The organism is Edaphocola aurantiacus (genome assembly GCF_019797745.1).
Lineage (GTDB): Bacteria > Bacteroidota > Bacteroidia > Chitinophagales > Chitinophagaceae > Edaphocola > Edaphocola aurantiacus.
Window position 1 is genome coordinate 266,088 of the sequence record NZ_VOSI01000002.1, and the last position, 20,049, is coordinate 286,136.

General features: G+C 42.7%; 21 protein-coding genes. 7 read left to right on the forward strand and 14 right to left on the reverse strand.

The features are described from left to right. The first annotated feature begins 22 nt into the window (after nucleotides 1–22). Together FTD44_RS05730 and FTD44_RS05735 are read left to right on the forward strand one after the other, a co-directional pair. A complete protein-coding gene (locus FTD44_RS05730; RefSeq protein WP_246625355.1) occupies nucleotides 23–1,135 on the forward strand; it encodes a glycosyltransferase in 1,113 nt (370 codons plus the stop codon). Further along, nucleotides 1,132–1,902: a glycosyltransferase family 2 protein gene (locus FTD44_RS05735; protein ID WP_222165572.1), complete on the forward strand. Its 771-nt coding sequence runs from the start codon at nucleotides 1,132–1,134 to the stop codon at nucleotides 1,900–1,902. Before FTD44_RS05730 ends, FTD44_RS05735 begins: the two co-directional genes overlap by 4 nt. Nucleotides 1,903–1,948: 46 nt before the next feature. Here FTD44_RS05735 and FTD44_RS05740 read toward each other — a convergent pair whose 3' ends face one another. The 9 genes from FTD44_RS05740 to FTD44_RS05780 all read right to left on the reverse strand — a co-directional run bounded on the left by FTD44_RS05740 (nucleotide 1,949) and on the right by FTD44_RS05780 (nucleotide 8,107). Continuing rightward, nucleotides 1,949–2,290, reverse strand: coding sequence for a phosphomannose isomerase type II C-terminal cupin domain (locus FTD44_RS05740; protein ID WP_222165573.1), 342 nt, complete (start codon nucleotides 2,288–2,290; stop codon nucleotides 1,949–1,951). An 86-nt stretch (nucleotides 2,291–2,376) separates the two neighbouring features. Beyond that, nucleotides 2,377–2,922 (reverse strand): DUF420 domain-containing protein, encoded by a 546-nt coding sequence (locus FTD44_RS05745; RefSeq protein ID WP_129020099.1) that lies wholly within the window; start codon nucleotides 2,920–2,922, stop codon nucleotides 2,377–2,379. 4 nt (nucleotides 2,923–2,926) lie between these two features. Beyond that, complete coding sequence (locus FTD44_RS05750; protein WP_161971206.1) at nucleotides 2,927–3,577, reverse strand: SCO family protein; 651 nt, start codon at nucleotides 3,575–3,577, stop codon at nucleotides 2,927–2,929. A 66-nt stretch (nucleotides 3,578–3,643) separates the two neighbouring features. Next, nucleotides 3,644–4,093 carry a cytochrome C oxidase subunit IV family protein gene (locus tag FTD44_RS05755; protein WP_222165574.1) on the reverse strand — a complete coding sequence of 150 codons (450 nt, stop codon included), beginning with the start codon at nucleotides 4,091–4,093 and terminating at the stop codon, nucleotides 3,644–3,646. Between the two features lie 56 nt (nucleotides 4,094–4,149). Next, entirely contained in the window at nucleotides 4,150–4,908 is a 759-nt protein-coding gene (locus FTD44_RS05760) for a cytochrome c oxidase subunit 3 (protein WP_129020102.1), read from the reverse strand. 138 nt (nucleotides 4,909–5,046) lie between these two features. Beyond that, nucleotides 5,047–5,634 carry a cytochrome c oxidase subunit 3 gene (locus FTD44_RS05765; RefSeq protein WP_222165575.1) on the reverse strand — a complete coding sequence of 196 codons (588 nt, stop codon included), beginning with the start codon at nucleotides 5,632–5,634 and terminating at the stop codon, nucleotides 5,047–5,049. Between the two features lie 24 nt (nucleotides 5,635–5,658). Beyond that, nucleotides 5,659–6,570: a heme o synthase gene (gene cyoE, locus FTD44_RS05770; RefSeq protein WP_129020104.1), complete on the reverse strand. Its 912-nt coding sequence runs from the start codon at nucleotides 6,568–6,570 to the stop codon at nucleotides 5,659–5,661. A gap of 66 nt (nucleotides 6,571–6,636) precedes the next feature. Beyond that, nucleotides 6,637–6,963: a HesB/IscA family protein gene (locus FTD44_RS05775; protein ID WP_222165576.1), complete on the reverse strand. Its 327-nt coding sequence runs from the start codon at nucleotides 6,961–6,963 to the stop codon at nucleotides 6,637–6,639. Nucleotides 6,964–6,967: 4 nt separating this feature from the next. Then, nucleotides 6,968–8,107 (reverse strand): cysteine desulfurase family protein, encoded by a 1,140-nt coding sequence (locus FTD44_RS05780; protein ID WP_222165577.1) that lies wholly within the window; start codon nucleotides 8,105–8,107, stop codon nucleotides 6,968–6,970. Between the two features lie 116 nt (nucleotides 8,108–8,223). Between FTD44_RS05780 and mce the strand changes: the two genes are divergently transcribed. From mce to recA, 3 genes are all read left to right on the forward strand, one after another. After that, nucleotides 8,224–8,628: a methylmalonyl-CoA epimerase gene (mce, locus tag FTD44_RS05785; RefSeq protein ID WP_222165578.1), complete on the forward strand. Its 405-nt coding sequence runs from the start codon at nucleotides 8,224–8,226 to the stop codon at nucleotides 8,626–8,628. A 179-nt stretch (nucleotides 8,629–8,807) separates the two neighbouring features. Next, nucleotides 8,808–9,122, forward strand: a complete 315-nt coding sequence (locus tag FTD44_RS05790) for an HU family DNA-binding protein (protein WP_222165579.1) — start codon at nucleotides 8,808–8,810, stop codon at nucleotides 9,120–9,122. A 160-nt stretch (nucleotides 9,123–9,282) separates the two neighbouring features. Beyond that, nucleotides 9,283–10,272, forward strand: coding sequence for a recombinase RecA (recA, locus tag FTD44_RS05795; RefSeq protein ID WP_129020109.1), 990 nt, complete (start codon nucleotides 9,283–9,285; stop codon nucleotides 10,270–10,272). Between the two features lie 137 nt (nucleotides 10,273–10,409). On the opposite strand, the gene porN is transcribed toward recA, so the two are convergent. From porN to FTD44_RS05820, 5 genes are all read right to left on the reverse strand, one after another. Continuing rightward, nucleotides 10,410–11,312: a type IX secretion system ring subunit PorN/GldN gene (gene porN, locus FTD44_RS05800; protein ID WP_222165580.1), complete on the reverse strand. Its 903-nt coding sequence runs from the start codon at nucleotides 11,310–11,312 to the stop codon at nucleotides 10,410–10,412. Nucleotides 11,313–11,345: 33 nt separating this feature from the next. Then, entirely contained in the window at nucleotides 11,346–12,929 is a 1,584-nt protein-coding gene (gene porM, locus FTD44_RS05805; protein WP_449505912.1) for a type IX secretion system motor protein PorM/GldM, read from the reverse strand. A 51-nt stretch (nucleotides 12,930–12,980) separates the two neighbouring features. Beyond that, on the reverse strand, nucleotides 12,981–13,826 hold the full coding sequence (gene porL / locus FTD44_RS05810; protein ID WP_222165582.1) for a type IX secretion system motor protein PorL/GldL: 846 nt from the start codon (nucleotides 13,824–13,826) through the stop codon (nucleotides 12,981–12,983). Between the two features lie 37 nt (nucleotides 13,827–13,863). Beyond that, nucleotides 13,864–15,144 carry a T9SS ring complex lipoprotein PorK/GldK gene (gene porK, locus FTD44_RS05815; RefSeq protein ID WP_222165583.1) on the reverse strand — a complete coding sequence of 427 codons (1,281 nt, stop codon included), beginning with the start codon at nucleotides 15,142–15,144 and terminating at the stop codon, nucleotides 13,864–13,866. 353 nt (nucleotides 15,145–15,497) lie between these two features. After that, nucleotides 15,498–17,540, reverse strand: coding sequence for a thioredoxin domain-containing protein (locus FTD44_RS05820; RefSeq protein ID WP_222165584.1), 2,043 nt, complete (start codon nucleotides 17,538–17,540; stop codon nucleotides 15,498–15,500). A 143-nt stretch (nucleotides 17,541–17,683) separates the two neighbouring features. Between FTD44_RS05820 and FTD44_RS05825 the strand changes: the two genes are divergently transcribed. Both FTD44_RS05825 and FTD44_RS05830 read left to right on the forward strand, forming a co-directional pair. Beyond that, nucleotides 17,684–18,961 (forward strand): sensor histidine kinase, encoded by a 1,278-nt coding sequence (locus FTD44_RS05825; protein WP_222165585.1) that lies wholly within the window; start codon nucleotides 17,684–17,686, stop codon nucleotides 18,959–18,961. A 57-nt stretch (nucleotides 18,962–19,018) separates the two neighbouring features. Beyond that, the gene (locus FTD44_RS05830; RefSeq protein WP_222165586.1) at nucleotides 19,019–20,008 is read left to right on the forward strand and encodes an aspartate-semialdehyde dehydrogenase; all 990 of its coding nucleotides are present in this window, start codon (nucleotides 19,019–19,021) and stop codon (nucleotides 20,006–20,008) included. Nucleotides 20,009–20,049: the final 41 nt, after the last annotated feature.

Consider the following 20,049-nt stretch of genomic DNA (forward strand, 5'->3'; position numbering starts at 1 on the left):
CATACCCAAAATGTTCTGAGCAATGCCGGCACCCAAACGTCTCGTATTTACTGTAACCAATGACCTGAATTATGACCAGCGCATGATTCGCATCTGCACTACCCTCGCCGAGGCCGGGTATGATGTTACGCTGGTAGGTCCCTGGCGGAAAAGAGGGCAGCCTTTGATCAAACGGCCATTCCGCCAGACACAATTACGGGTACTGGCACCAGCCGGCAAATTATTCTACGGTAGCTACTGGATAGTACTGTTCTTTTACCTGCTGTTCAAAAGAGCAGATGTGATCTGTGCCATAGACCTGGATACTATTATGTCCGTACTCTGGGCCTCAAAGATCAAAGGCTGCAAGCGGGTTTATGATGCACATGAGCTATTTACAGAAATGAAAGAGGTGGTTACTAAACCCCGTGAAGCAAAGATCTGGAACTGGATTGCTGATTATGCGGTACCGCAATTTCCGGTTGGCTACACTGTGGGCAATTACTGTGGCCAGTACCTGCTTAAAAGACATGGAGTACACTATCCTACTATTACAAATGCAACGGTTTTACGCCCACTGGAAACCATACCGGACCGGGATAGTAAACCGTTTATACTATATCAGGGTGCGGTGAATAAAGGGCGCTGTTTCGAACAATTGATACCTGCCATGCAGTGGGTAGATACCCCGTTGCTTATCTGCGGCAGAGGAAACTTTTTTGAAGAGGCACAGCAGCTGGCAAAGGAATATAATGTGAGTGATAAGATCACTTTTAAAGGGTTTGTACCACCGGACGATCTGTACCATATTACCCGTGAGGCTAAGATAGGCCTCATCTTACTGGATAGTGTATCGCAGAATAATGTGTATTCTCTGGCCAATCGCCTGTTTGATTATATGCACAATGCCGTGCCACAATTATCTATGGACTACCCGGAATACCGTGCGGTAAATGAGCAATATGAAATTGCACTTTTGCTGCCCGCAGATCCGAGTCCGGAACTGATTGCAGCAAAAATCAATTACCTGCTGCACGAAAAGGATTATTACAATAAGCTGGTTGCAAACAGCCTTGAAGCCCGTAAGGTGTATAACTGGCAGGAAAATGAAAAAGTCCTGCTGGATATTTATAAAAAATTATTAACCGGCTCATGAGTTTACGCTTCTCTGTAGTCATACCGATGTATAATGCGAGCCGGACGATACTCGCAACAATTACTTCCTGTCTCGAACAGGAGTACTTGCCGCATGAGGTCATTGTTGTTGATGATTGCAGTACGGACAATGGCGTAGCACTGGTGCAGCAAACATTCGGAGATAAAGTAAGGGTATTGCAACAGGCCGCCAATGCTGGACCTGCTGCGGCGCGCAACAGTGGCTGGGACCATGCCTCCGGCGATTTTGTAGCCTTCCTCGACAGCGATGATCAATGGCACCGGGAAAAATTGCTTTTATGCCATCAGGTACTGCTGGCACAACCTCAGATCGACCTGCTCTGGCATTATTACCAGACTGCTGATCTACCCAAAACATTCAACCCCGCCACAAGGCCCCTCAGAACCTCATTTTTGAGCCTTTTGCACCAAAACCCCATATCTACCAGCTGCGTATTATTCAGGCGAAATACGGGCCTGAGATTCGATAGCAGGATGCGGTATTGTGAAGATTATGATCTTGCATTAAGATTTACCTATAGTCACCAGACCTGGTTACTGCCCTTATTCCTTACTCAGCTCGACAGACCGGTACTGAGTGAAGGCGGACTGAGTGCCAACCGAAAACGCATGCGTATAGGTGAAATGCAGGCCTATGGCCACCTGGCAAAGTTAAACCCCGCCTTTACCTTACTGATACCGGTTTTATATATCTGGAGTGGCATAAAGCACCTGCTGAGTACGCTCTGGCCTTCCAGGAAAAAATAAAAAGCCGCAGAATAATTTCTGCGGCTTTTTATTTACACTGAATATTTTATACTCTTTGATAATCATCATCCAAACGAATGATGTCATCCTCACCAAAATAGGTACCATATTGGATCTCTATTATGGTCAGCGGAGTTTCCTGCCTGTTTTCTAATCTGTGCTTGGCACCTTGCGGTACTCTGAATACTTCACTGGGACCTAAAGTATACACTTCACCATCAAGGGTTATAGTTGCTTCACCTTCAATAATAGTCCATATTTCAGAACGATGATGATGATACTGATAGCTTAACCGCCCTTTTGGCTTCACTACGATACGCTTTACTTTATGTGTCGGTGCATCTTCCAATACCCAATATTGCCCCCATGGTCTGATATCTGTCTCCATCTGTTATTGCGTCAAAACTTTTAAAAAATACGATCTCGAATTATAGAACTGAAAATTCGGGAAAAATATTATAACAAAAAAGTAAATTATGAATAATAAGGCGAAATCATGAGGTAAACCACCACACCGGTTACTGATACATAAAACCATAAAGGCCAGGTATACTTGGCAATCTTGCGATGACGGTCAGACTCTCCGGTCAAGCCCCTGTATGCTGTGAACAGGATGAATGGCAGGATCACTGCTGCAAGGATGATGTGTGTAATCAGGATGAAGTAATATACCAGTTTGATGACTCCTGCACCGCCATATTTAGTATCTCCTGCCCATAAATGGTGGCAGATATAAGATACGAGGAATAGTACTGAAAGAATAATGGCCAGCAACACTACATTTTTATGCAGGTTTATATTCTTCTGTTTGATCGCAACCAGGGCGATAATCAGGCACAGAGAAACCAGTGAATTGATGATTGCATTAGCCAGGGCAAACTGGTGCACATCAAAGCTAAACGGGTATGGGATTTTCAGCACTTTACTGTCGAGTAAAACAACTGCTGCAAAAATGATCACAGAGACCAGGATAATCCAGAAACGAGCCCGGCGGTCATTCTTATTAATAATGGCTTGCATAGAACTATTTATTATGATTTTTACGTTTTTCGAGATCCAGTAAGATGACACCATCTGCAACCTTGGTCAGGGCGTGGCCATCTAATCCATCATAGTAACCGCGTATATTACGGAAGGTATCGACCAGTACTACCTGCTGAGAGTGGATGAACTCATCTGGAGTTTCTGCATCCAGCTTCAATCCCAGCTCATTTTTAGCATAGTCAAATATTTCCTGCTGATTACCGGTCAGGAACCACCAGCGGTCATGCTGTGTCGTAAATCGATTGGCATAGGCCCTCAACGCTGGCACACTATCATTCGGATCTACAGAGATGCTGATGAACTGAACCAGGTCACGGCTTTTCTTATCAAATGCTTTTACCACTCCCTGGATATTGTGTGTCATTGCCGGGCATACAGTCGGGCATTTAGAGAAGAAGAAATTGATCACCAGTATCTTTCCCCTCAGATCTTTATTAAGGCTTACCTGCTGGCCTAACTGATTGGTCAGTTGTATATCTTTCAGGGTATGAAATACAGTATCATACTTCATTTTACCATCTACCAGTTGACTATCTACCTTTTCCGGGCGATAGAATTTCGGGATATTAAGTGCGCTGCTTACGGATTTGTTATAGTATAGGAAAAAAGAAAGCGGGAGCAAAACTGCCACCGCTATTCCTATTAAAAATCCTTTTGACTTTTTTGAAGACATTATGGATAAATATGTTTTAAAATATTAATGACCTCCTACAATAGCTTTAACCGTATGGCCGAAAGTTTCACCAATACCTAAGTGATAAGTAGAATCTACTAATAAAACTACTGCCAGCCATACTACTAAAAGCATCGGGAAGAGTACGAATTTAGCAAATACTTTGGTTTCATCACCTAAGTGCATGAACACTTTAACAATGTAGTATGCTTTTAACAAAGTAAAAGCTACGAAGAAAGTAATGATCAGAACATGCGGTACATTGGCATTAGATGTATATAACATCAGACCTGCGAATACCTCGATAATAGTGATCAGGGTAAGGATACCGGTAACTTTCCAGATTCTCTTAACCTTAGCACGGCTTTCATCAGAGTTGATATCTTCATGATGAGCCAGAACACCGGAATATAATTTAGACTGATCTCCTTCGTATAAGTGAGTCAGATCGTGAGTATCGTGATGGTGAGACATAATTTATTTGATATTGATAATCTGAATAATAATATTTTTTCCTCGCAAGGTATCGGTTACAACAGGTAGAAGAAGGTGAATACGAATACCCAAACCAGATCTACAAAGTGCCAGTACAGACCTACTTTTTCAACCATTTCATAGTGACCTCTCAGCTCGTAAGTGTTATTTACAACATTCAATAAGATAATGATGTTGATGATTACACCTGATGTTACGTGCATACCGTGGAAACCGGTAATGGTAAAGAAGTAGTTATAGAACTCATGTGTTGCGCTCAGGGCCACCTCAGGCGTCTTCTGCAACACATCCGTTACATAAGGCTTATGGGTATTAAAGAGGTGTTCAAAAGAGCTAACAGGTGTTTTAGACAGATCATTGTAAGAATCCCACCATGCACCGCTGTGGTATAAGTGGGTCCACTCCCAAGCCTGACAAGATAAGAAGATCACACCACCGATAATGGTCCAGAGCATCCATTTTATTACACCAGCTTTATCATTACAGTGACCGGCATGTACAGCAAGTACCATGGTTACAGAAGATACGATCAGCACGAAAGTCATAAAACTTACAAATACCAGTGGAGCATTCCAACCTTCGAAAAATGGTACAGAATGGAATACATGGTTTGGATCAGGCCATACTTTGTGCATAAATCTGTTAGAGCCCATTGAGGCTAACAAACCGCTGAAGGTTAAAGCATCTGATAACAGGAAAAACCACATCATTACTTTACCGTAGCTCAACTTAAACGGCGACTGCCCTCCGCCCCAGATAGAAGGGGATTTAGCATTTGTTGTTGCGTGTGTCATAATTTTGTAAAAACAATTTTATTGGTATACTTCTATGCCAAATTACTTTTTAAATTGGGTGCAATTTAGTAATAGAAATTCACTTTTGCTGTATTTTTGTTAAAATATTTTTTATTATAATTAGTCCCCTACTGCTTTTTAGCGATACATCAGCAGGAATACATATAAGTATAACCACAGAATATCGATAAAGTGCCAGTATGCACCGAAAATTTCCAGTCCCACAGCACTTTTCTGAGGGTTAAAGAAACGATTCTTGATCAGTACAACAATCAGGGCTACTACGCCACCCAGGATGTGCGCAAGGTGCGCTCCGGCAATAACATAGAAGAATGAGTTGCTCACATTACCATTGATGCGGATGTTATGCGCATACATATCTTTAAATCCAAGGTACTGTAACACCATGAAGGTAATACCCAGAGCCAGTGTCAGCAACATCAGTCCATTATAGGCACCCCAGTTTTTCTTTTTAAATGATTTCAATCCCAGGAAATATGTCAGGCTGCTCACCAGGATTACACCGGTTGAAACGGTAAATATCTGCGGCATTTCAAATTGCTCCCACATACCTTGACCACGGCGTACCAGGTAACCGCTGGTAAAGCCGGCAAACATCAGCATGATACTCCCTAAGGCAAACCACATTGCAAACTTCTGCGGATGCACTTTCCGGGTAGGCGCTGGTAATTGTTCAGTCATCATCGGGTCCTTTACTGTTTCCATTATTATTTAAATATATTGATTTAATTAGAGTTTGTCATATAAAAATGCCAGCAACACTATCGGGAGGTAAAAGAATGAAGTATACATCAATCCTTTAGCGCTGGAATTATCACTTCTGCGGTAGAACATGAAAGAAGCCACAAAATAAGCCAGTCCCAGGGTTACGGCAACATACATAGAAAACGTTCCGGTAAGCTTTATGGCATAAGGGATCATGCTGATCGGAATCAGGGTAAGACTATAGTACATACACTGCAGACCGGTATAGCGGGTCTTTCCGGCATGACTCGGCAGCATACGGATACCTGCACGCAGATAGTCGTCGTAGCCCACCCAGGCGATAGCCCAGAAGTGAGGAAACTGCCAGAAGAATTGTATCAGGAAGAGTGCCCAGCCGCCTACATTTTCCAGGCCACTGAGCGAGTTGCTGGCCGCAACCCAGCCGATGATCGGCGGTAATGCGCCCGGTATAGCTCCGATGAACGTTGCGATCGGGTGGATCTTTTTCATCGGGGTATAGGCAAACCCGTAAAGTAATAGGGATAACAGGCCAAGCATGCCTGCAAAAACATTGAAGAAATAGCAAATGGTGCCCACACCAATTACACCAAAGATAAACACCAGCACCCAGGCCTCAGAGGTCTTCATGCGCCCGTCCGGCAAAGGTCTGTTCTGCGTACGACGCATGTGCTTGTCGCTCTCCCGCTCCAGGATCTGGTTTACGATATTGGCACTGATTGTGATCAGGCTACCCCCTATGGCCAGCAATAAAGCCGTTACCCAGGTAAAGTTGCCATGAGGTGCCAATAAATAACCGATTAAACTGGAATACACAACCATAAAGCTCAGATTAGCTTTGGTCAGTTGTATATAATCCTTCAGTTTAGAGGGTTGCGTCTTATTTTTGTCATCTGTAATTGCCACCGTGGTACTCAATTTCTAGAAGTGTTATATGATCAGCTTGCAAAATTAAGGCTTTCGGGTGGATAAAAATTTAATTTTTTAGACAGAAAAACTGTCCCCACAGGCACAGGTACGGCTGGCATTAGGGTTGATAAAGTGGAATCCTTTACCATCCAACCCATCGGAATAATCCAGGGTGGTATCGCATAAATACAGGAAACTCTTGATATCTGTTACCAGGGTAATACCTTTATCTACAAATATCTGATCTCCGGATTGTGATTGATTATCAAAATCCAGCTTATAAGAAAGGCCCGAACAGCCACCACCTACTACACTAACGCGCACGAAAAAATTCTCTCCCAGGCTTTCATCCTGTTGAATCTGCAACACACGTGCAACGGCTTTATCAGAAATATATATCATGTTATTATTTTTTCAGTTCATTTACTGCCGCTTTAATTTTCTCTACTGCGAAGCGGACTTCTTCCACAGTATTATATCTTCCAAAGCTCAGGCGTACTGAACCCTCTATCACTGTTTGAGGCAGGTTCATCGCTGTAAGCACATGAGAAGCCTTTTGTTGTGCCGAGGTACAGGCCGACCCTACCGAAAAGGCGATGTCATTGTTTAGCCTGCTCACCAGTCGCTCTGCTTTTATCCCTTCAAATGCGATATTCAGCACGTTGGGCAATCGCTGCGCCAGGTCTCCGTTCAACACGGCCCCTTCAATTTTCAGCAATGCCTCCTCAGCTTCATTTCTAAGCGTATGTACTGCACTCATCCACTCTTCCATATGCAGACGGCACTGCTCTGCAGCTTTTCCCAGGCCTACAATAGCCGGCACGTTTAAAGTACCGCTGCGCATTCCGTTCTGGTGTCCTCCCCCATCGATCTGGGCAACCAATTGGACCCTTGGTGATCTGCGCCGGGTGTACAGAATACCCACTCCTTTGGGACCATAAAACTTATGTGCGCTAAGCGCTAAAAGATCTATGCCCTCTTCCTGCACATTAACGGGTATCTTTCCCACAGCCTGTGTGGCATCACAGAAAAAGAACACTTTGTGTGCTTTCGCAATGGCACCAATCTCTTTTACCGGATGTATAACCCCGGTTTCATTATTGGCATACATCAGGGCAATGAGGATCGTCTCCGGAGTAATAGCCGCTGTAAGCTCCTCCAGGTTTATTCTTCCGGACACATCCGGATTAAGATATGTAATCCTGGCACCCTGGCTTTCCAGGTGCGCACAGGTATCCAATACTGCCTTATGCTCCGTACTGCAGGTAATGATGTGATTTCCAAATCCCTTCATCACCTCAAATACCCCCTTCAGGGCCAGGTTACAGCTTTCTGTAGCTCCGGAAGTAAATACAATAGATTGGTCTTCTGCATGTATTAACTCCGCCACCTGCCTCCTTGCTATCTGAACCGCTTCATCCGCCTGCCAGCCTTTAGCATGCGTTCTGCTTGCGGCATTCCCAAATTTTTCTGAGAAATAAGGCAGCATCGCCTGCACCACTTCTTCCGAACAGGGAGTTGTTGCGTTATAATCGAGATATACCAAAGCCGATCAGGGTTGAGAAAATTAAATACAAAAGTAAGGGCTTTAACTTAGTTTTGTAGCTTCAAGTGTATCATGATTTTTGATTCCTTGATTTGCAATATTTATAATTTTATTTTATGTTTAAAAATGTAGAACATATCGGCATCGCTGTCAAAGACCTGAATGCCTCCATTTCCCTCTTCGAGCAGTTACTGAATGTCAAAAGCTATAAGACAGAAGCTGTTGAAAGTGAAAACGTAAGTACCGCTTTTTTCCAGACCGGTGAAACTAAAATTGAGCTGGTTGCCTCATCCAGCCCGGACGGTACCATTGCGAAGTATATTGAGAAGAAAGGAGAAGGCATTCACCACATTGCTTTCGAGGTTGAAAACATCGAAAGTGAGATGGCCAGGTTGAAGGAATCGGGCTTTGTTTTACTCAACGAACAACCCAAAAAAGGCGCAGATAACAAGCTAGTATGCTTTTTACACCCTAAAAGTACAAATAGTGTGCTGATCGAATTATGTCAAGAAATTAGATAACAATCTATTCTACAAATAAATACACATATCACCTTTTCTCATTAACAATCGCGTAAGACATAGCTATACATATATTTCAGTAATTTTGTTGGCGTATACCACTATTCGTACAGTAGTGGGCGTATAAGTATTATGTGTAACGTCATTTTTCATCTCTTTAACAATTGTACTACTGACCTATGAGAAAAGCAGACATGGTAGCAAGGATTGCTGACAAAACTGGCATTCCGAAAGTTGACGTACTCGTAACCTTAGAAACATTTTTCAAAGAAGTTAAGAACTCTCTTACCGACGGCGAAGCAGTGTTTATAAGAGGATTCGGGAGCTTTATCGTCAAAAAAAGAGCGGCAAAAATCGGCCGCAACATTAAGAAAAACGTAGCAGTTGAGATTCCGGAGCACCTGATTCCGGCATTCAAACCTGCTAAGGAATTTGCACAATCCATCAAGGATTATGGCAAATCAACCACTTCCGATGACGGAAGTGAGGATTAAACCCTATAGAAAAAGAGCAAGAAGAGTCTTACTGAAATAAATCATAATGTCGCCTTGGTTACACGGGCGACATTATGTTTTTTGTAAATATGAAATTGTGCACAACTTTTCATAGAATTTTTTTTATGTAAATGTATCTTTGTTTTAAAAAATAAATAATATGTCAGAGGAAAAACTGAAAGCGCTCAAAATGACGCTGGATAAGATTGATAAGGACTTTGGTAAAGGTTCTGTGATGAAGCTGGGTGAGAAGAATCAGTCAGAGATGGAAGTTATTTCTACGGGTTCTCTCGGACTGGATATTGCATTAGGAGTAGGCGGTCTGCCTAAAGGAAGAATTATAGAAATATACGGACCGGAATCTTCTGGTAAAACAACCATAGCTATACATACTGTTGCCGAAGCACAGAAAGCAGGCGGCATCTGCGCTATTATAGATGCGGAGCATGCTTTTGATGCTGCTTACGCCCGCAAACTCGGCGTAAATGTAGATGAGTTACTGATTTCTCAACCAGACTATGGTGAGCAGGCCCTGGAGATTGCAGAGCGCCTGATCTTATCCGGAGCACTGGATGTAGTTGTAATTGACTCTGTAGCAGCCCTGGTACCGAAAGGTGAGCTGGAAGGCGAAATGGGTGAAAGCAAAATGGGATTGCAGGCTCGTCTGATGAGCCAGGCCATGCGTAAGCTGACTGCCGCTATATCCCGTACTAACTGTACCTGTATTTTCATCAACCAGTTACGTGAAAAAATCGGTGTAATGTTCGGTAACCCGGAAACAACTACCGGTGGTAATGCCCTTAAATTCTATGCATCTGTACGTCTTGATATCCGCAGATCTACTGCAATTAAAGATGGTGATGTAGTTTTGGGTAACCGCGCTAAGGTTAAAGTAGTTAAAAACAAAGTTGCCCCTCCGTTCCGCGTAGCAGAATTCGACATTATGTATGGTGAGGGTATCAGCAAAATCGGAGAATTGATTGATCTTGGTGTTGAACTGGCTATCCTGACCAAAAGTGGTTCATGGTTCAGCTATGGTGATAACAAAATAGGCCAGGGTCGTGATGCAGTGAAAAACTTCCTGCAGGACAATCCTGAATTTGCCGCAGAGATTGAAGCAAAGATAAGAGAGCAGCTGAAAACAGCTTAATTCTGACCAATAAAACAGAAAAGGGTACGCAAATACAATGCGTACCCTTTTCGTTTAAATACGGGCACAAAACGACCTTAAAAACAAAGAGCGCAATCATTGTCTGATTGCGCTCTTTTAATATTGCTATAGAAGGATTATAATTCCCACATATCCATTTCTTTCTCGATGATTGCATTCATCTCATCTTGTCCTTTAATCAGACCATCAAATCCACCTTTGTAGTTCTCATTGGCAGGATTATTATGGCTTGTTTTGAACACATAAGCAGAGAAGAAACCACGATCCAGGAAATCGGTCCATGACATACGACGTACATCATTCTCAGGATTATATACCTCATACTGCGCCAGTACATCTCTGGCTTCAGGATAGTAAATTGTAAACAGTTTTCTGAAACCTCTCGGTAAACCCTGATCATCATAAGTGATCATTCTCGGAGAGATCGCACGGATACGGGAGATCATACGGCCGGCATTGCGGTCAAAAATCCAGTCTTCCTGAACTTCGTAGTTATCCACGTCTGCAGGGTTAAAAGAACCCGCAACAGTAACCTGACGCTCTTCGCCGGTAACAGGATCAACAACCGTTTGAGTGGTAGAAGAACCTAACAGGTTATTATCGATTTCTTCAGTAGACAATACGCGTGTAAACTTATCGTCAGAGAACGCTCTGATTTTACCTTTACGGGCTGCGTCAACTAAAATCTCGATGAAAGCACCACCGCCAGTATATTCATCACCCTCGTACAGGAATGCTACGTTCTGCTTTTCTTTTACATCGATACGCTTCCAGACACGGCGTTTGAAGGCTACATCAATTTCACGGATATTGTGCCATTGTAAAGCTTTGTTGTCGTGATTTACACGATCAATCATCCCATCCGGAACTAATGAAGGCTGCCACTCTTGGGTTACATATTCCTTAGGACGAGCTTCACTGTTCGCTCTGTCAGCGTTTAAGGATCCTTGAGCCATAACAGCAGGGCCAACCATAACCAGGTTACCAAGGATTAATGAATATCTTAAAAGGGCTTTCATATCTAAATTTTCTTAATTATATTATTAATAATATTATCTCAACTTCACAATAACCGCACCGTCAACTGGTCTAACGTTAGTTGTGTTCTGACCAATAACTTTGATATTTTCAAAATACCATACGTCACCAGGTTTAGAGGCTTTGATCAGGGCTTGTGCAGCTGCTGAACCAGCGAAGGTAGGTCCGGTAATATCTGCATATTGCTCTTCATCAGATCCTTTAGCCATACGGGTAAAGCGGAAAGAAGAAACGGTGTATCTATAGTTATAGATGAAGTTTTCCAATTCTGCTACCAGACCTAACTGAGCTTTCGCCTGGTTAGCCGGTAAGATGATAGAACCTGTTTTGCTTGCGAACTTGATCACAGGAGCAGGTACTGTTCTGACACGCATTTTACCGCCGCCAACTTTTACAACCTGACCAGCCTTGTTCTTGGCAGAGATTGTATAATCAACACCCTGATAATTCGGGGTAGTTACTTTTACAGTATACTTACCAGAAGACACTTTAGAGATTGTAGCACCAGGCATATCCCATGATACATCTTCAATGTTATAACCAGAAGCAGACAGTGTAACCGGGTTATCAAGACCGATATACATTACATTCATCGCATCCAGCTGTAAAGAAGCACCTGCAGTACCTACGGTATAATTAAATGTCCAAGGTTGTGTTTCCGTTTTACCTTTTACAGTCAGAGAGATCGTACCACGTACTGTTTGTACACCTGTACCATTTGCTTTGAACTTGATTACACCCACACCATCTTTTACAGTTGCACCACCTACGTTAGAAGTAACAACCGGATTAGCAGACTTACTGTAAGAAGCTAATGCAATGTTTGCAGTAATTTCATCACCAGCCAGTGCATAGTTTGTGCTTGGTACAGCGACAGCCATCAGACCATCAATCTTATAAACGGTAGAGTCAAATACCTCATCTCCTACCTGACTCATCAGGTGCTCGATCATTACGCTCTCTGAATTCTTCACATCACTCTGCCATTTAGAGAACAGGGTTACGGAAGCAATAACAGGAATGTTATGGAAGGTACCGAAAGACCAGTCACCACCAGGGTTCAGATCGCTCTTCTCAATTGCGTTAATTTTTAAAGGCAGCGATTTACGGATATCCGCTTGCTGATCTTGTGGAACTTTTGCAACCATGGAGTTAATATAATCTTCCAGTTGCTTTTTAACCACATCACCTTTTTTCTCTTCAATGAATAATCTTGCAGCGATATCAATATCATCCATGAATTTGATACGCTTGGTTCCTCCTTCTGTTACCCAGCCACCTGCTGAGGTAACGATCTGGTCTTTCCATTTGGAAAGCTTATCATCCATTGACTGAGATTCAGTACGGATAATTTCCGCTATTTTGTATAATGAGTCTGCCTTAACTTTTAATTCAGGTCTCTTATCTGCAATGTGCTGGAATGCAGTATACATTCTCTTATTCTTATCTGCTATACCCTCATTTGAAGTCTCAATACTGGTATTGATCGTGCTAAATGCATCCAACACCTCCTTAGTGATATTCAGAGCTAACATCGCTGTTAACACCAAATACATAAGGTTGATCATCAACTGCCGGGGCTCCTTAGGTATTGACATCCTTTATCCTTTTGTTATATAGTGAATTAATTAAGTTGAAACAATCTCAGGTTAACGTCCCTGCATAGCAGATAACATGTTACCGTAAATGCTGTTCAATGAAGTTAAGTTTCTGTTCAGGGAAGCAATTTGTGTTTTCACTGCTTCTGCATCCTGAGCGGTAGAAGACATTGCTTCTGAAGCGCTTGCCAATGTACCGTAGAATTTGTTCATTGCTTTCAGGTGATTGTTTGCATCTTGCAATTCTACTTCGTAAATCTGGTTCAGGGAACCTAAGTTTTTAGACAATGTCTGTACTTGTGAGTGGAATTTCTGAGTATCTTCTGCAGCATTGTTGAAAGACTGCATTGTACCTACTGCTCCAGCGAAAGTATCTTTCATCTGACCTAATGAAGTTGCTGCTTCACGAGCACTTTGAGTGAACTCGCCTGTTGCTGCAGTTACATCAGTGATATCTTTCATTTGACTAACGGTAGTACCGAATTTATCAAAGTTTGATTTCAGGCTCTTGAAGTAATCTGCTTTCAGATCTGCTTCGTCCAGCATTTTATCCAGTGCTGCACCAGCTCCTGTTGCACCGCTTCCGCTACCAGCACCTAATGGTTGTGTAGGAGGAACGAATTTGATACCTTTTTTATAACCTTCAACTACAGGGTTTTCATCCAGGTTAGGATAGTAACGCTCCCAGTAGTAATCTTTATGAGGAGGTAAGATACCTAACAGTAAGAATAGAAACGCTTCAGTTAACAGACCAATAGTCAACATGGTACCAGCTCCTGGTAAGTGCTCCAGTTTAAACAGGGCTCCCACCAATACTACAGCCGCACCCACACCAATGATCAGGTTTTTGATATATTTACCTTTCTTCGTTTCAAAAAATAAGACTATTGAATTCATTATTTTGAGTTGTTTAATTATTGTTATTAATGATTAATTATTTTCTGGTACCAGGTGCAGGTTCAGCGATACCGATTGCCTCAGCAGTACGGATATAAACGTTTCTGAAACCAATGTATGCCTTAGCAGTATCAGCAAATTCATAGTCACGGTTTTGGATTTGTAAGAACGGAGCAGGGTCTCTCCAGCTACCACCTTTAACTACTTTTCTGCGCATCCACGCTGGGTCAGAATCTTTAATTTTAATATTGATATCCGGGTTCATATCAGAAAGGAAGTTGCGGTCATAAGCACTTACAGTATACGTTGTGCTTGTCCACTCTGCAACGTTTCCGGACATGTTGAACAGACCGTAGTCGTTCGCCCAGTAAGCATCAGCTCTTGTGGTATAAAGACCACCGTCTGCTGCGTAGTCGCCACGGCCAGGTTTGAAGTTAGCCAGGTAACATCCTTTTTGGTTGGCCACATATGGTCCGCCCCAAGGATATGGAGACAGTTGACGACCACCTCTTGCTGCCCACTCCCATTGCGTTTCGCTAGGCAGTGCGAAGTAACCTTCGAAGTACAGTTTACGAGATTCTCTGTCTGTTTTCCACAATTGTGTTCTCCAGTGAGCGAAAGCATTAGCCTGGAACCAGGTAACACCTACTACAGGATACTCATTGAATGTAGGAGACCAGTTGTATTGTAAAGCGATCGGCTCATTGTTAGAGTAGTTGAACTGTCTTACCCAAACAGCTGTATCCGGGTAGGAAGAAATGCTCTTTTTTACAACGAAATCCGTTCTTGGTTTTCCCGGATTTTTAGTCGCTTCTTCGTAATCGAAGTAAGAGAAGTTATATACCAGTTTGGAATTATCAAACTCTTTTTTACCCCAACCCGATTGCTCTGCAGGGATGTATAAGTTCATCAGCTGATCTTGAACATCAGCGTCTTTCCAGTTGATTTTTTGCTTCCAGTCAATACGTTGGGAGCCATCTTCGTTATCTACAAAATGCTGTAATTGCGTATGTGCGATTGAATCTCTTACCCAGTTCGTAAATTGACGATACTCTGCATTAGTGATTTCGGTAGCATCCATATAGAACCCTTGCACCTGAACGTTGCGCACTTCAGCATCTAATGCATTCTGAACATCCTGATCGCTGTAGCCAGTTCTTAGATAGCCCGCCGGAACCCAAACCATACCTACTGGTGTAGGAGGTCTGTAGCTGGGATTTGTGTTGTAATCACCCACAACCTGACCTTGCGAACCAGGTTTTCCGCAACTGGCGAACAACATAGCGACAACGGCAATACTCAAGGATTGTTTTCTCATCTGTTTGTAATTTTCTTTGTTATTGCTTCTTGATTTTTAAGTTTTCTGCCCAACAAAAGTTTTAGCAAAATATTAAAATAATGATATCTAACCTTTCAGGGCCTGAACTCGTCTAAATTCATAAAACACTTAAAGATAAAGCACTTTAACGATTTTTTACAAGTTTTTTAACCAAATTTAATTTCCAAATATCTAAAAAAAACTTCAGAAATCAAATATTTTCTAAAAAATCACAGCACAATATTTAAAAAGTTTTTTAAATAAACAAGTGTCTTGCTCTTTTTTTACTAAAAAACAGAGTGGGTACCCTTATTTAACAGTTAACAATTGGCTAAATAAAGATATTTTGTAAATTATTCCAACATTTCTTTCACTTTTATTTTAGATAAAATATTTCTCAGCCCTGTCTCGGGTGGTAAACAGGCAAAGTGATCACAGAGATAGAGTTGTTGCTCGCCCGAAAGGTTCTTCCCGACACACACAGGTAATTGATTACCAGGCTGAACGGGCATAAGTAGAACATGCGGGATAAAGGTCCTGTGTAGGGTAGACAGGCTCTCTTCAATATTATTTCCGGCGATAAGGAGGGTGTTCAAATTATTATAACGTTGCAATGTTGTAGCCCAGTATGCAAAAGAGGTAGGATATCTGATAACCTTTGCCTGCATACTCAATAACATGCGCTTTCCACGGCTTTCGGTCTCCTGATCTTCATACCATCTCGCCAGGCGAATGCTGTTTTCTGCCATCACCGCGTTCACAGAAGGCATTGCTCCGTCATAGGTTTCAATCTTGCGCACAATAATATCTTTCTGTGCTTCATCGCTAAAATAAAAGAATAGCTGCTGCGGATCGCTGAAATGCGCTACGGTATACTGGTAAAGGCTTTGAGCAATATCCAGGTACCTGCCGTCTGCCAGTGTACTGCTGTAATCCAGCAGCGCCTTGATCAGGTAAGCATAATCCTCCAGGCTGGCATTAAATTTCACCTGCTTTCCATCATAACTACGATATAAAATGCTGTCTTTCCGGAAGGTCTGTAATAACCAGTCCAGAAGTACTGAAGCGGCATCACTGTATTTCTTTTCGCCCAGTGCTGTAGCAGCTTTCAGCAATGCAGAAGCCATCAGTGCATTCCAGGACAGGAGAATTTTATGGTCCAGTAATGGCCGGTTACGCTGTGCCCTCCGGCCGAATAATTGCTGCTTCATTGTAAGCAGTAGTTCGTCCAGATTTTCGGAGGTTAAGCTGTATTTTTCCCGTATATAATGCAACGGTTTATCATTATGCAGAATAGTGGCCCCTTCCCAGTTCCCTTCAGGAGTAATATCCCAGTATTCCAGCAATGCCGGATGAATATCCGGGATGAGCTCCAGAACCTCTTCATAAGTCCAGGTGTAAAATTTACCTTCCTCACCATCAGAGTCCGCGTCCAGCGCCGCAAAGAAGCCTTTTCCGCTTTGCTCAGGAGATAATTCGCGCAGGCAGAAAGCAATTGTTTCTTCTATCACCCGGCGGTATCTTTCGGCCCCGGTAATCTTATACGCATCTGATAAAACCTGGATAAATAGTGCGTTGTCATACAGCATCTTTTCAAAATGCGGAATCAACCAGTCATTATCGGTAGCGTAGCGTGCCAGTCCGCCCCCAATCTGGTCATATATACCACCGTTCAGCAGGACATCGAGACTAAGCAGGGCCTGATCCAGCGCGGTTTTGTTATCTGTAAAAAAGTAATAGTCCAACAAAAACTGGATCGTCATAGTCTGTGGAAATTTAGGTGCGGCACCAAAGCCTCCGCTCTCCATATCTGCCTGTCCCATTATGTTTCGAAACACCGTTTCAAACTGCTGCTGCGGGTTTTCGGTTTCCGTGCCAACAGCAGTTTCGGTAAGGCTCAATTGCTGCAGATGCGACACCAGCTGTTCGGACTGATGATGAATATCTTCAGGTTTTTTCAACCAGGTCATGTGTATTGCTTCCAGGACTTCCATCCAGGAGGCTCTTTGGTATACCCTTTTAGGAGGAAAATAGGTGCCGCCATAAAAGGGCTTACGCTCCGGTGTCACAAACATGTTCAGGGGCCAGCCTCCCTGCCCGTTCAGCACCTGTAGGGCATCCATGTACAAATGGTCCACATCAGGGCGCTCTTCGCGGTCTACTTTTATATTGATAAAATGCTCGTTCATGTATGCCGCAATAGCCTCATCTTCGAAACTCTCTCTCTCCATAACATGACACCAGTGGCATGCTGCATATCCAATACTGACCAGGACAGGTTTCTGCTCCCGGCGGGCGCGCTCAAAAGCTTCTTCTCCCCAGGGATACCACTCAACGGGGTTATGAGCATGCTGCAAAAGATAAGGACTTGATTCGTGTATGAGACGGTTAGCCATAATTGTGTTTGATCTGTTTTTAACCGGTGAAATCCAGTTAGATATAGTTAAATGAAATATAAAGGGATGAAATTAGTCATTTTTGCCATTTGGAAGATTAACTTTGCGCAATATGCAGCAAAGGCTGCCCGGATGAATCTGATATGAAAAAAGTATTTCCTGTTATTATTGTCCTCATATGTCTCTCCCTCTTCGGGCTGATGTTTATTCAGCTCAACTGGGTAAAAACGACAATGGAGGTGCAGAAGATTAAGTATAGCTTTGAGATTGAGAATGTTATAAACAAGACCCGTTCTGACCTACGCAGCCGTTTGGCTATGGTCCGGGGGCTTAACCCTAATTTTATCCGTATTACAGATCTGAATTCAGATAACTTTCTGTGGTCTGGTGTGAGTACCTTACCAGAGGCTGATATCCGCAATATTATTCAGACGCACCTTAATGAGGAAAAGATAAAACTACCCTTTGAATACTGCATTACCCTAAGGGGAATGGTAGAAAATAATTCCCGTAATTTCAGAAGAGAAATGTTTGAAAGTGCTTACCAGGCACCACTTACGCTGGATGGCAGTTACGGATTGATTCTGTATATCGAGGAGCCTAAAAATTATATTTCTCAGCGTACGGCATGGATGTTTGGTGCCGCAGCTTTATTTACGATTATCATTATTGCGGCTTTTGCACTGACCATCCGAACCATGTTTAACCAGAAAAAGATCGCAGAAATCAAGTCGGACTTTATCAACAACATGACGCATGAGTTCAAAACGCCGCTGGCTACAATCTCCCTGGCATCTGATGCCCTTTCGATGGAGAAAGTACGCAAAAACCCCGATATGCTGGATTACTATGCCGGCATCATTAAATCGGAAAATAAGCGGATGAACAAGCAGGTTGAAAAAATTCTGCAGGCAGCGCAGATCGACAAAGATGATCTTAAGCTGAAATTGCAACCGATTAATGTACATGATGTTATCGAGAAAATGACGGAAAGTTTCTCCCTGCAGATTGAGCAGCAAAACGGCACACTGGCCTCTAACCTGCTGGCCAAAAAATCGCTGATCATGGCAGATGAAGTGCACTTTTCCAACATTATATATAACCTTATGGATAATGCCGTTAAGTACTCCGGCGATCACGTTAAACTAGAGATATCTACGGCTAACAGCAAGGGCAATGTGGTGATCAAAATAAAGGATAGCGGCATTGGTATGAACAAAGAGACGCAAATGCATATTTTTGAAAAATTCTACCGTGCCCATACCGGCAATCTGCACAACATCAAAGGGTTCGGCCTGGGGCTGAGCTATGTGAAAGCGATTGTAGAATCCCATAAAGGAAAAATAAAGGTGGACAGCGCATTGGGAAAGGGAAGTACCTTTACTATTGAACTGCCTTTATCTTCAGAAGAAATCGCGTAAACTCAATTCTTTTTATACTCATTTATTAACCAAAAAATCAAAACAGAAAACAATTTTATGAAAGTAGCTGTTGTCGGCGCCACAGGACTTGTTGGCAGTACAATGCTCCAGATCTTATCAGAGCGCAATTTTCCAGTAACTCAACTGATCCCTATCGCATCCGCAAAGTCTAAGGGTAAACAGATAAAGTTTAAGGAAAATGAATACCCGGTTGTAACGCTTGAAGAAGGACTGGAAATGAAGCCGGACATTGCACTATTTTCGGCAGGGGGCAGCACTTCCCTGGAGTGGGCTGAACGCTTTGCTGATGCAGGATGTTTTGTCATTGACAATTCATCTGCATGGCGTATGGATCCTACCAAGAAACTGGTGGTACCTGAAGTAAACGGTGATACACTTACCAAAGCTGATAAGATCATCGCTAACCCTAACTGCAGCACCATACAAATGGTGGTTGTATTACAACCTTTACATAAATTGTATCATATCAAACGTGTAGTAGTGAGCACCTACCAGTCTGTAACCGGAAGCGGTCAGAAAGGCGTAGATCACTTGCTGGCAGAGCGTTCCGGGGCAAATGACAAACAATTCTATCCGCACCCAATCGATATGAATGTTATCCCGCATATTGATGTATTTACCGAAAACGGTTATACCAAGGAAGAGATCAAAATGATTAAAGAGACCTGTAAAATTATGGGTGATGACAATATCAAGGTTACTGCAACTACCGTGCGTGTACCGGTAATGGGTGGCCATAGTGAAAGTGTCAACATTGAATTTGAAAACGATTTCGATCTGAATACGGTAAAAGATACCCTGGCTACTGCAGATGGTATAAAACTGGTAGATGATGTGCAGCAGAATCAATATCCGATGCCGCTGGATGCATTCGGTAAAGATGAGGTATTTGTAGGCCGTGTGCGCAGAGATGAGTCCCAGGCCAATACCCTTAATTGCTGGATCGTTGCAGACAACCTGAGAAAAGGAGCAGCTACTAATGCTGTTCAAATTGCAGAATACCTGGTAAAAAACAGCCTCGTATAAAAATAAAAAACATTATATTAAATAATTATATTATACATATT

Coding starts and splice junctions, on each gene's coding strand:
- FTD44_RS05730 (WP_246625355.1), top strand. CDS start 23: ATGCCGGCACCCAAACGTCTCGTATTTACTGTAACCAATGACCTGAAT.
- FTD44_RS05735 (WP_222165572.1), top strand. CDS start 1,132: ATGAGTTTACGCTTCTCTGTAGTCATACCGATGTATAATGCGAGCCGG.
- FTD44_RS05740 (WP_222165573.1), bottom strand. CDS start 2,290: ATGGAGACAGATATCAGACCATGGGGGCAATATTGGGTATTGGAAGAT.
- FTD44_RS05745 (WP_129020099.1), bottom strand. CDS start 2,922: ATGCAAGCCATTATTAATAAGAATGACCGCCGGGCTCGTTTCTGGATT.
- FTD44_RS05755 (WP_222165574.1), bottom strand. CDS start 4,093: ATGTCTCACCATCACGATACTCACGATCTGACTCACTTATACGAAGGA.
- FTD44_RS05760 (WP_129020102.1), bottom strand. CDS start 4,908: ATGACACACGCAACAACAAATGCTAAATCCCCTTCTATCTGGGGCGGA.
- FTD44_RS05765 (WP_222165575.1), bottom strand. CDS start 5,634: ATGGAAACAGTAAAGGACCCGATGATGACTGAACAATTACCAGCGCCT.
- FTD44_RS05775 (WP_222165576.1), bottom strand. CDS start 6,963: ATGATATATATTTCTGATAAAGCCGTTGCACGTGTGTTGCAGATTCAA.
- mce (WP_222165578.1), top strand. CDS start 8,224: ATGTTTAAAAATGTAGAACATATCGGCATCGCTGTCAAAGACCTGAAT.
- FTD44_RS05790 (WP_222165579.1), top strand. CDS start 8,808: ATGAGAAAAGCAGACATGGTAGCAAGGATTGCTGACAAAACTGGCATT.
- recA (WP_129020109.1), top strand. CDS start 9,283: ATGTCAGAGGAAAAACTGAAAGCGCTCAAAATGACGCTGGATAAGATT.
- porN (WP_222165580.1), bottom strand. CDS start 11,312: ATGAAAGCCCTTTTAAGATATTCATTAATCCTTGGTAACCTGGTTATG.
- porM (WP_449505912.1), bottom strand. CDS start 12,929: ATGTCAATACCTAAGGAGCCCCGGCAGTTGATGATCAACCTTATGTAT.
- porL (WP_222165582.1), bottom strand. CDS start 13,826: ATGAATTCAATAGTCTTATTTTTTGAAACGAAGAAAGGTAAATATATC.
- porK (WP_222165583.1), bottom strand. CDS start 15,144: ATGAGAAAACAATCCTTGAGTATTGCCGTTGTCGCTATGTTGTTCGCC.
- FTD44_RS05820 (WP_222165584.1), bottom strand. CDS start 17,540: ATGGCTAACCGTCTCATACACGAATCAAGTCCTTATCTTTTGCAGCAT.
- FTD44_RS05825 (WP_222165585.1), top strand. CDS start 17,684: ATGAAAAAAGTATTTCCTGTTATTATTGTCCTCATATGTCTCTCCCTC.
- FTD44_RS05830 (WP_222165586.1), top strand. CDS start 19,019: ATGAAAGTAGCTGTTGTCGGCGCCACAGGACTTGTTGGCAGTACAATG.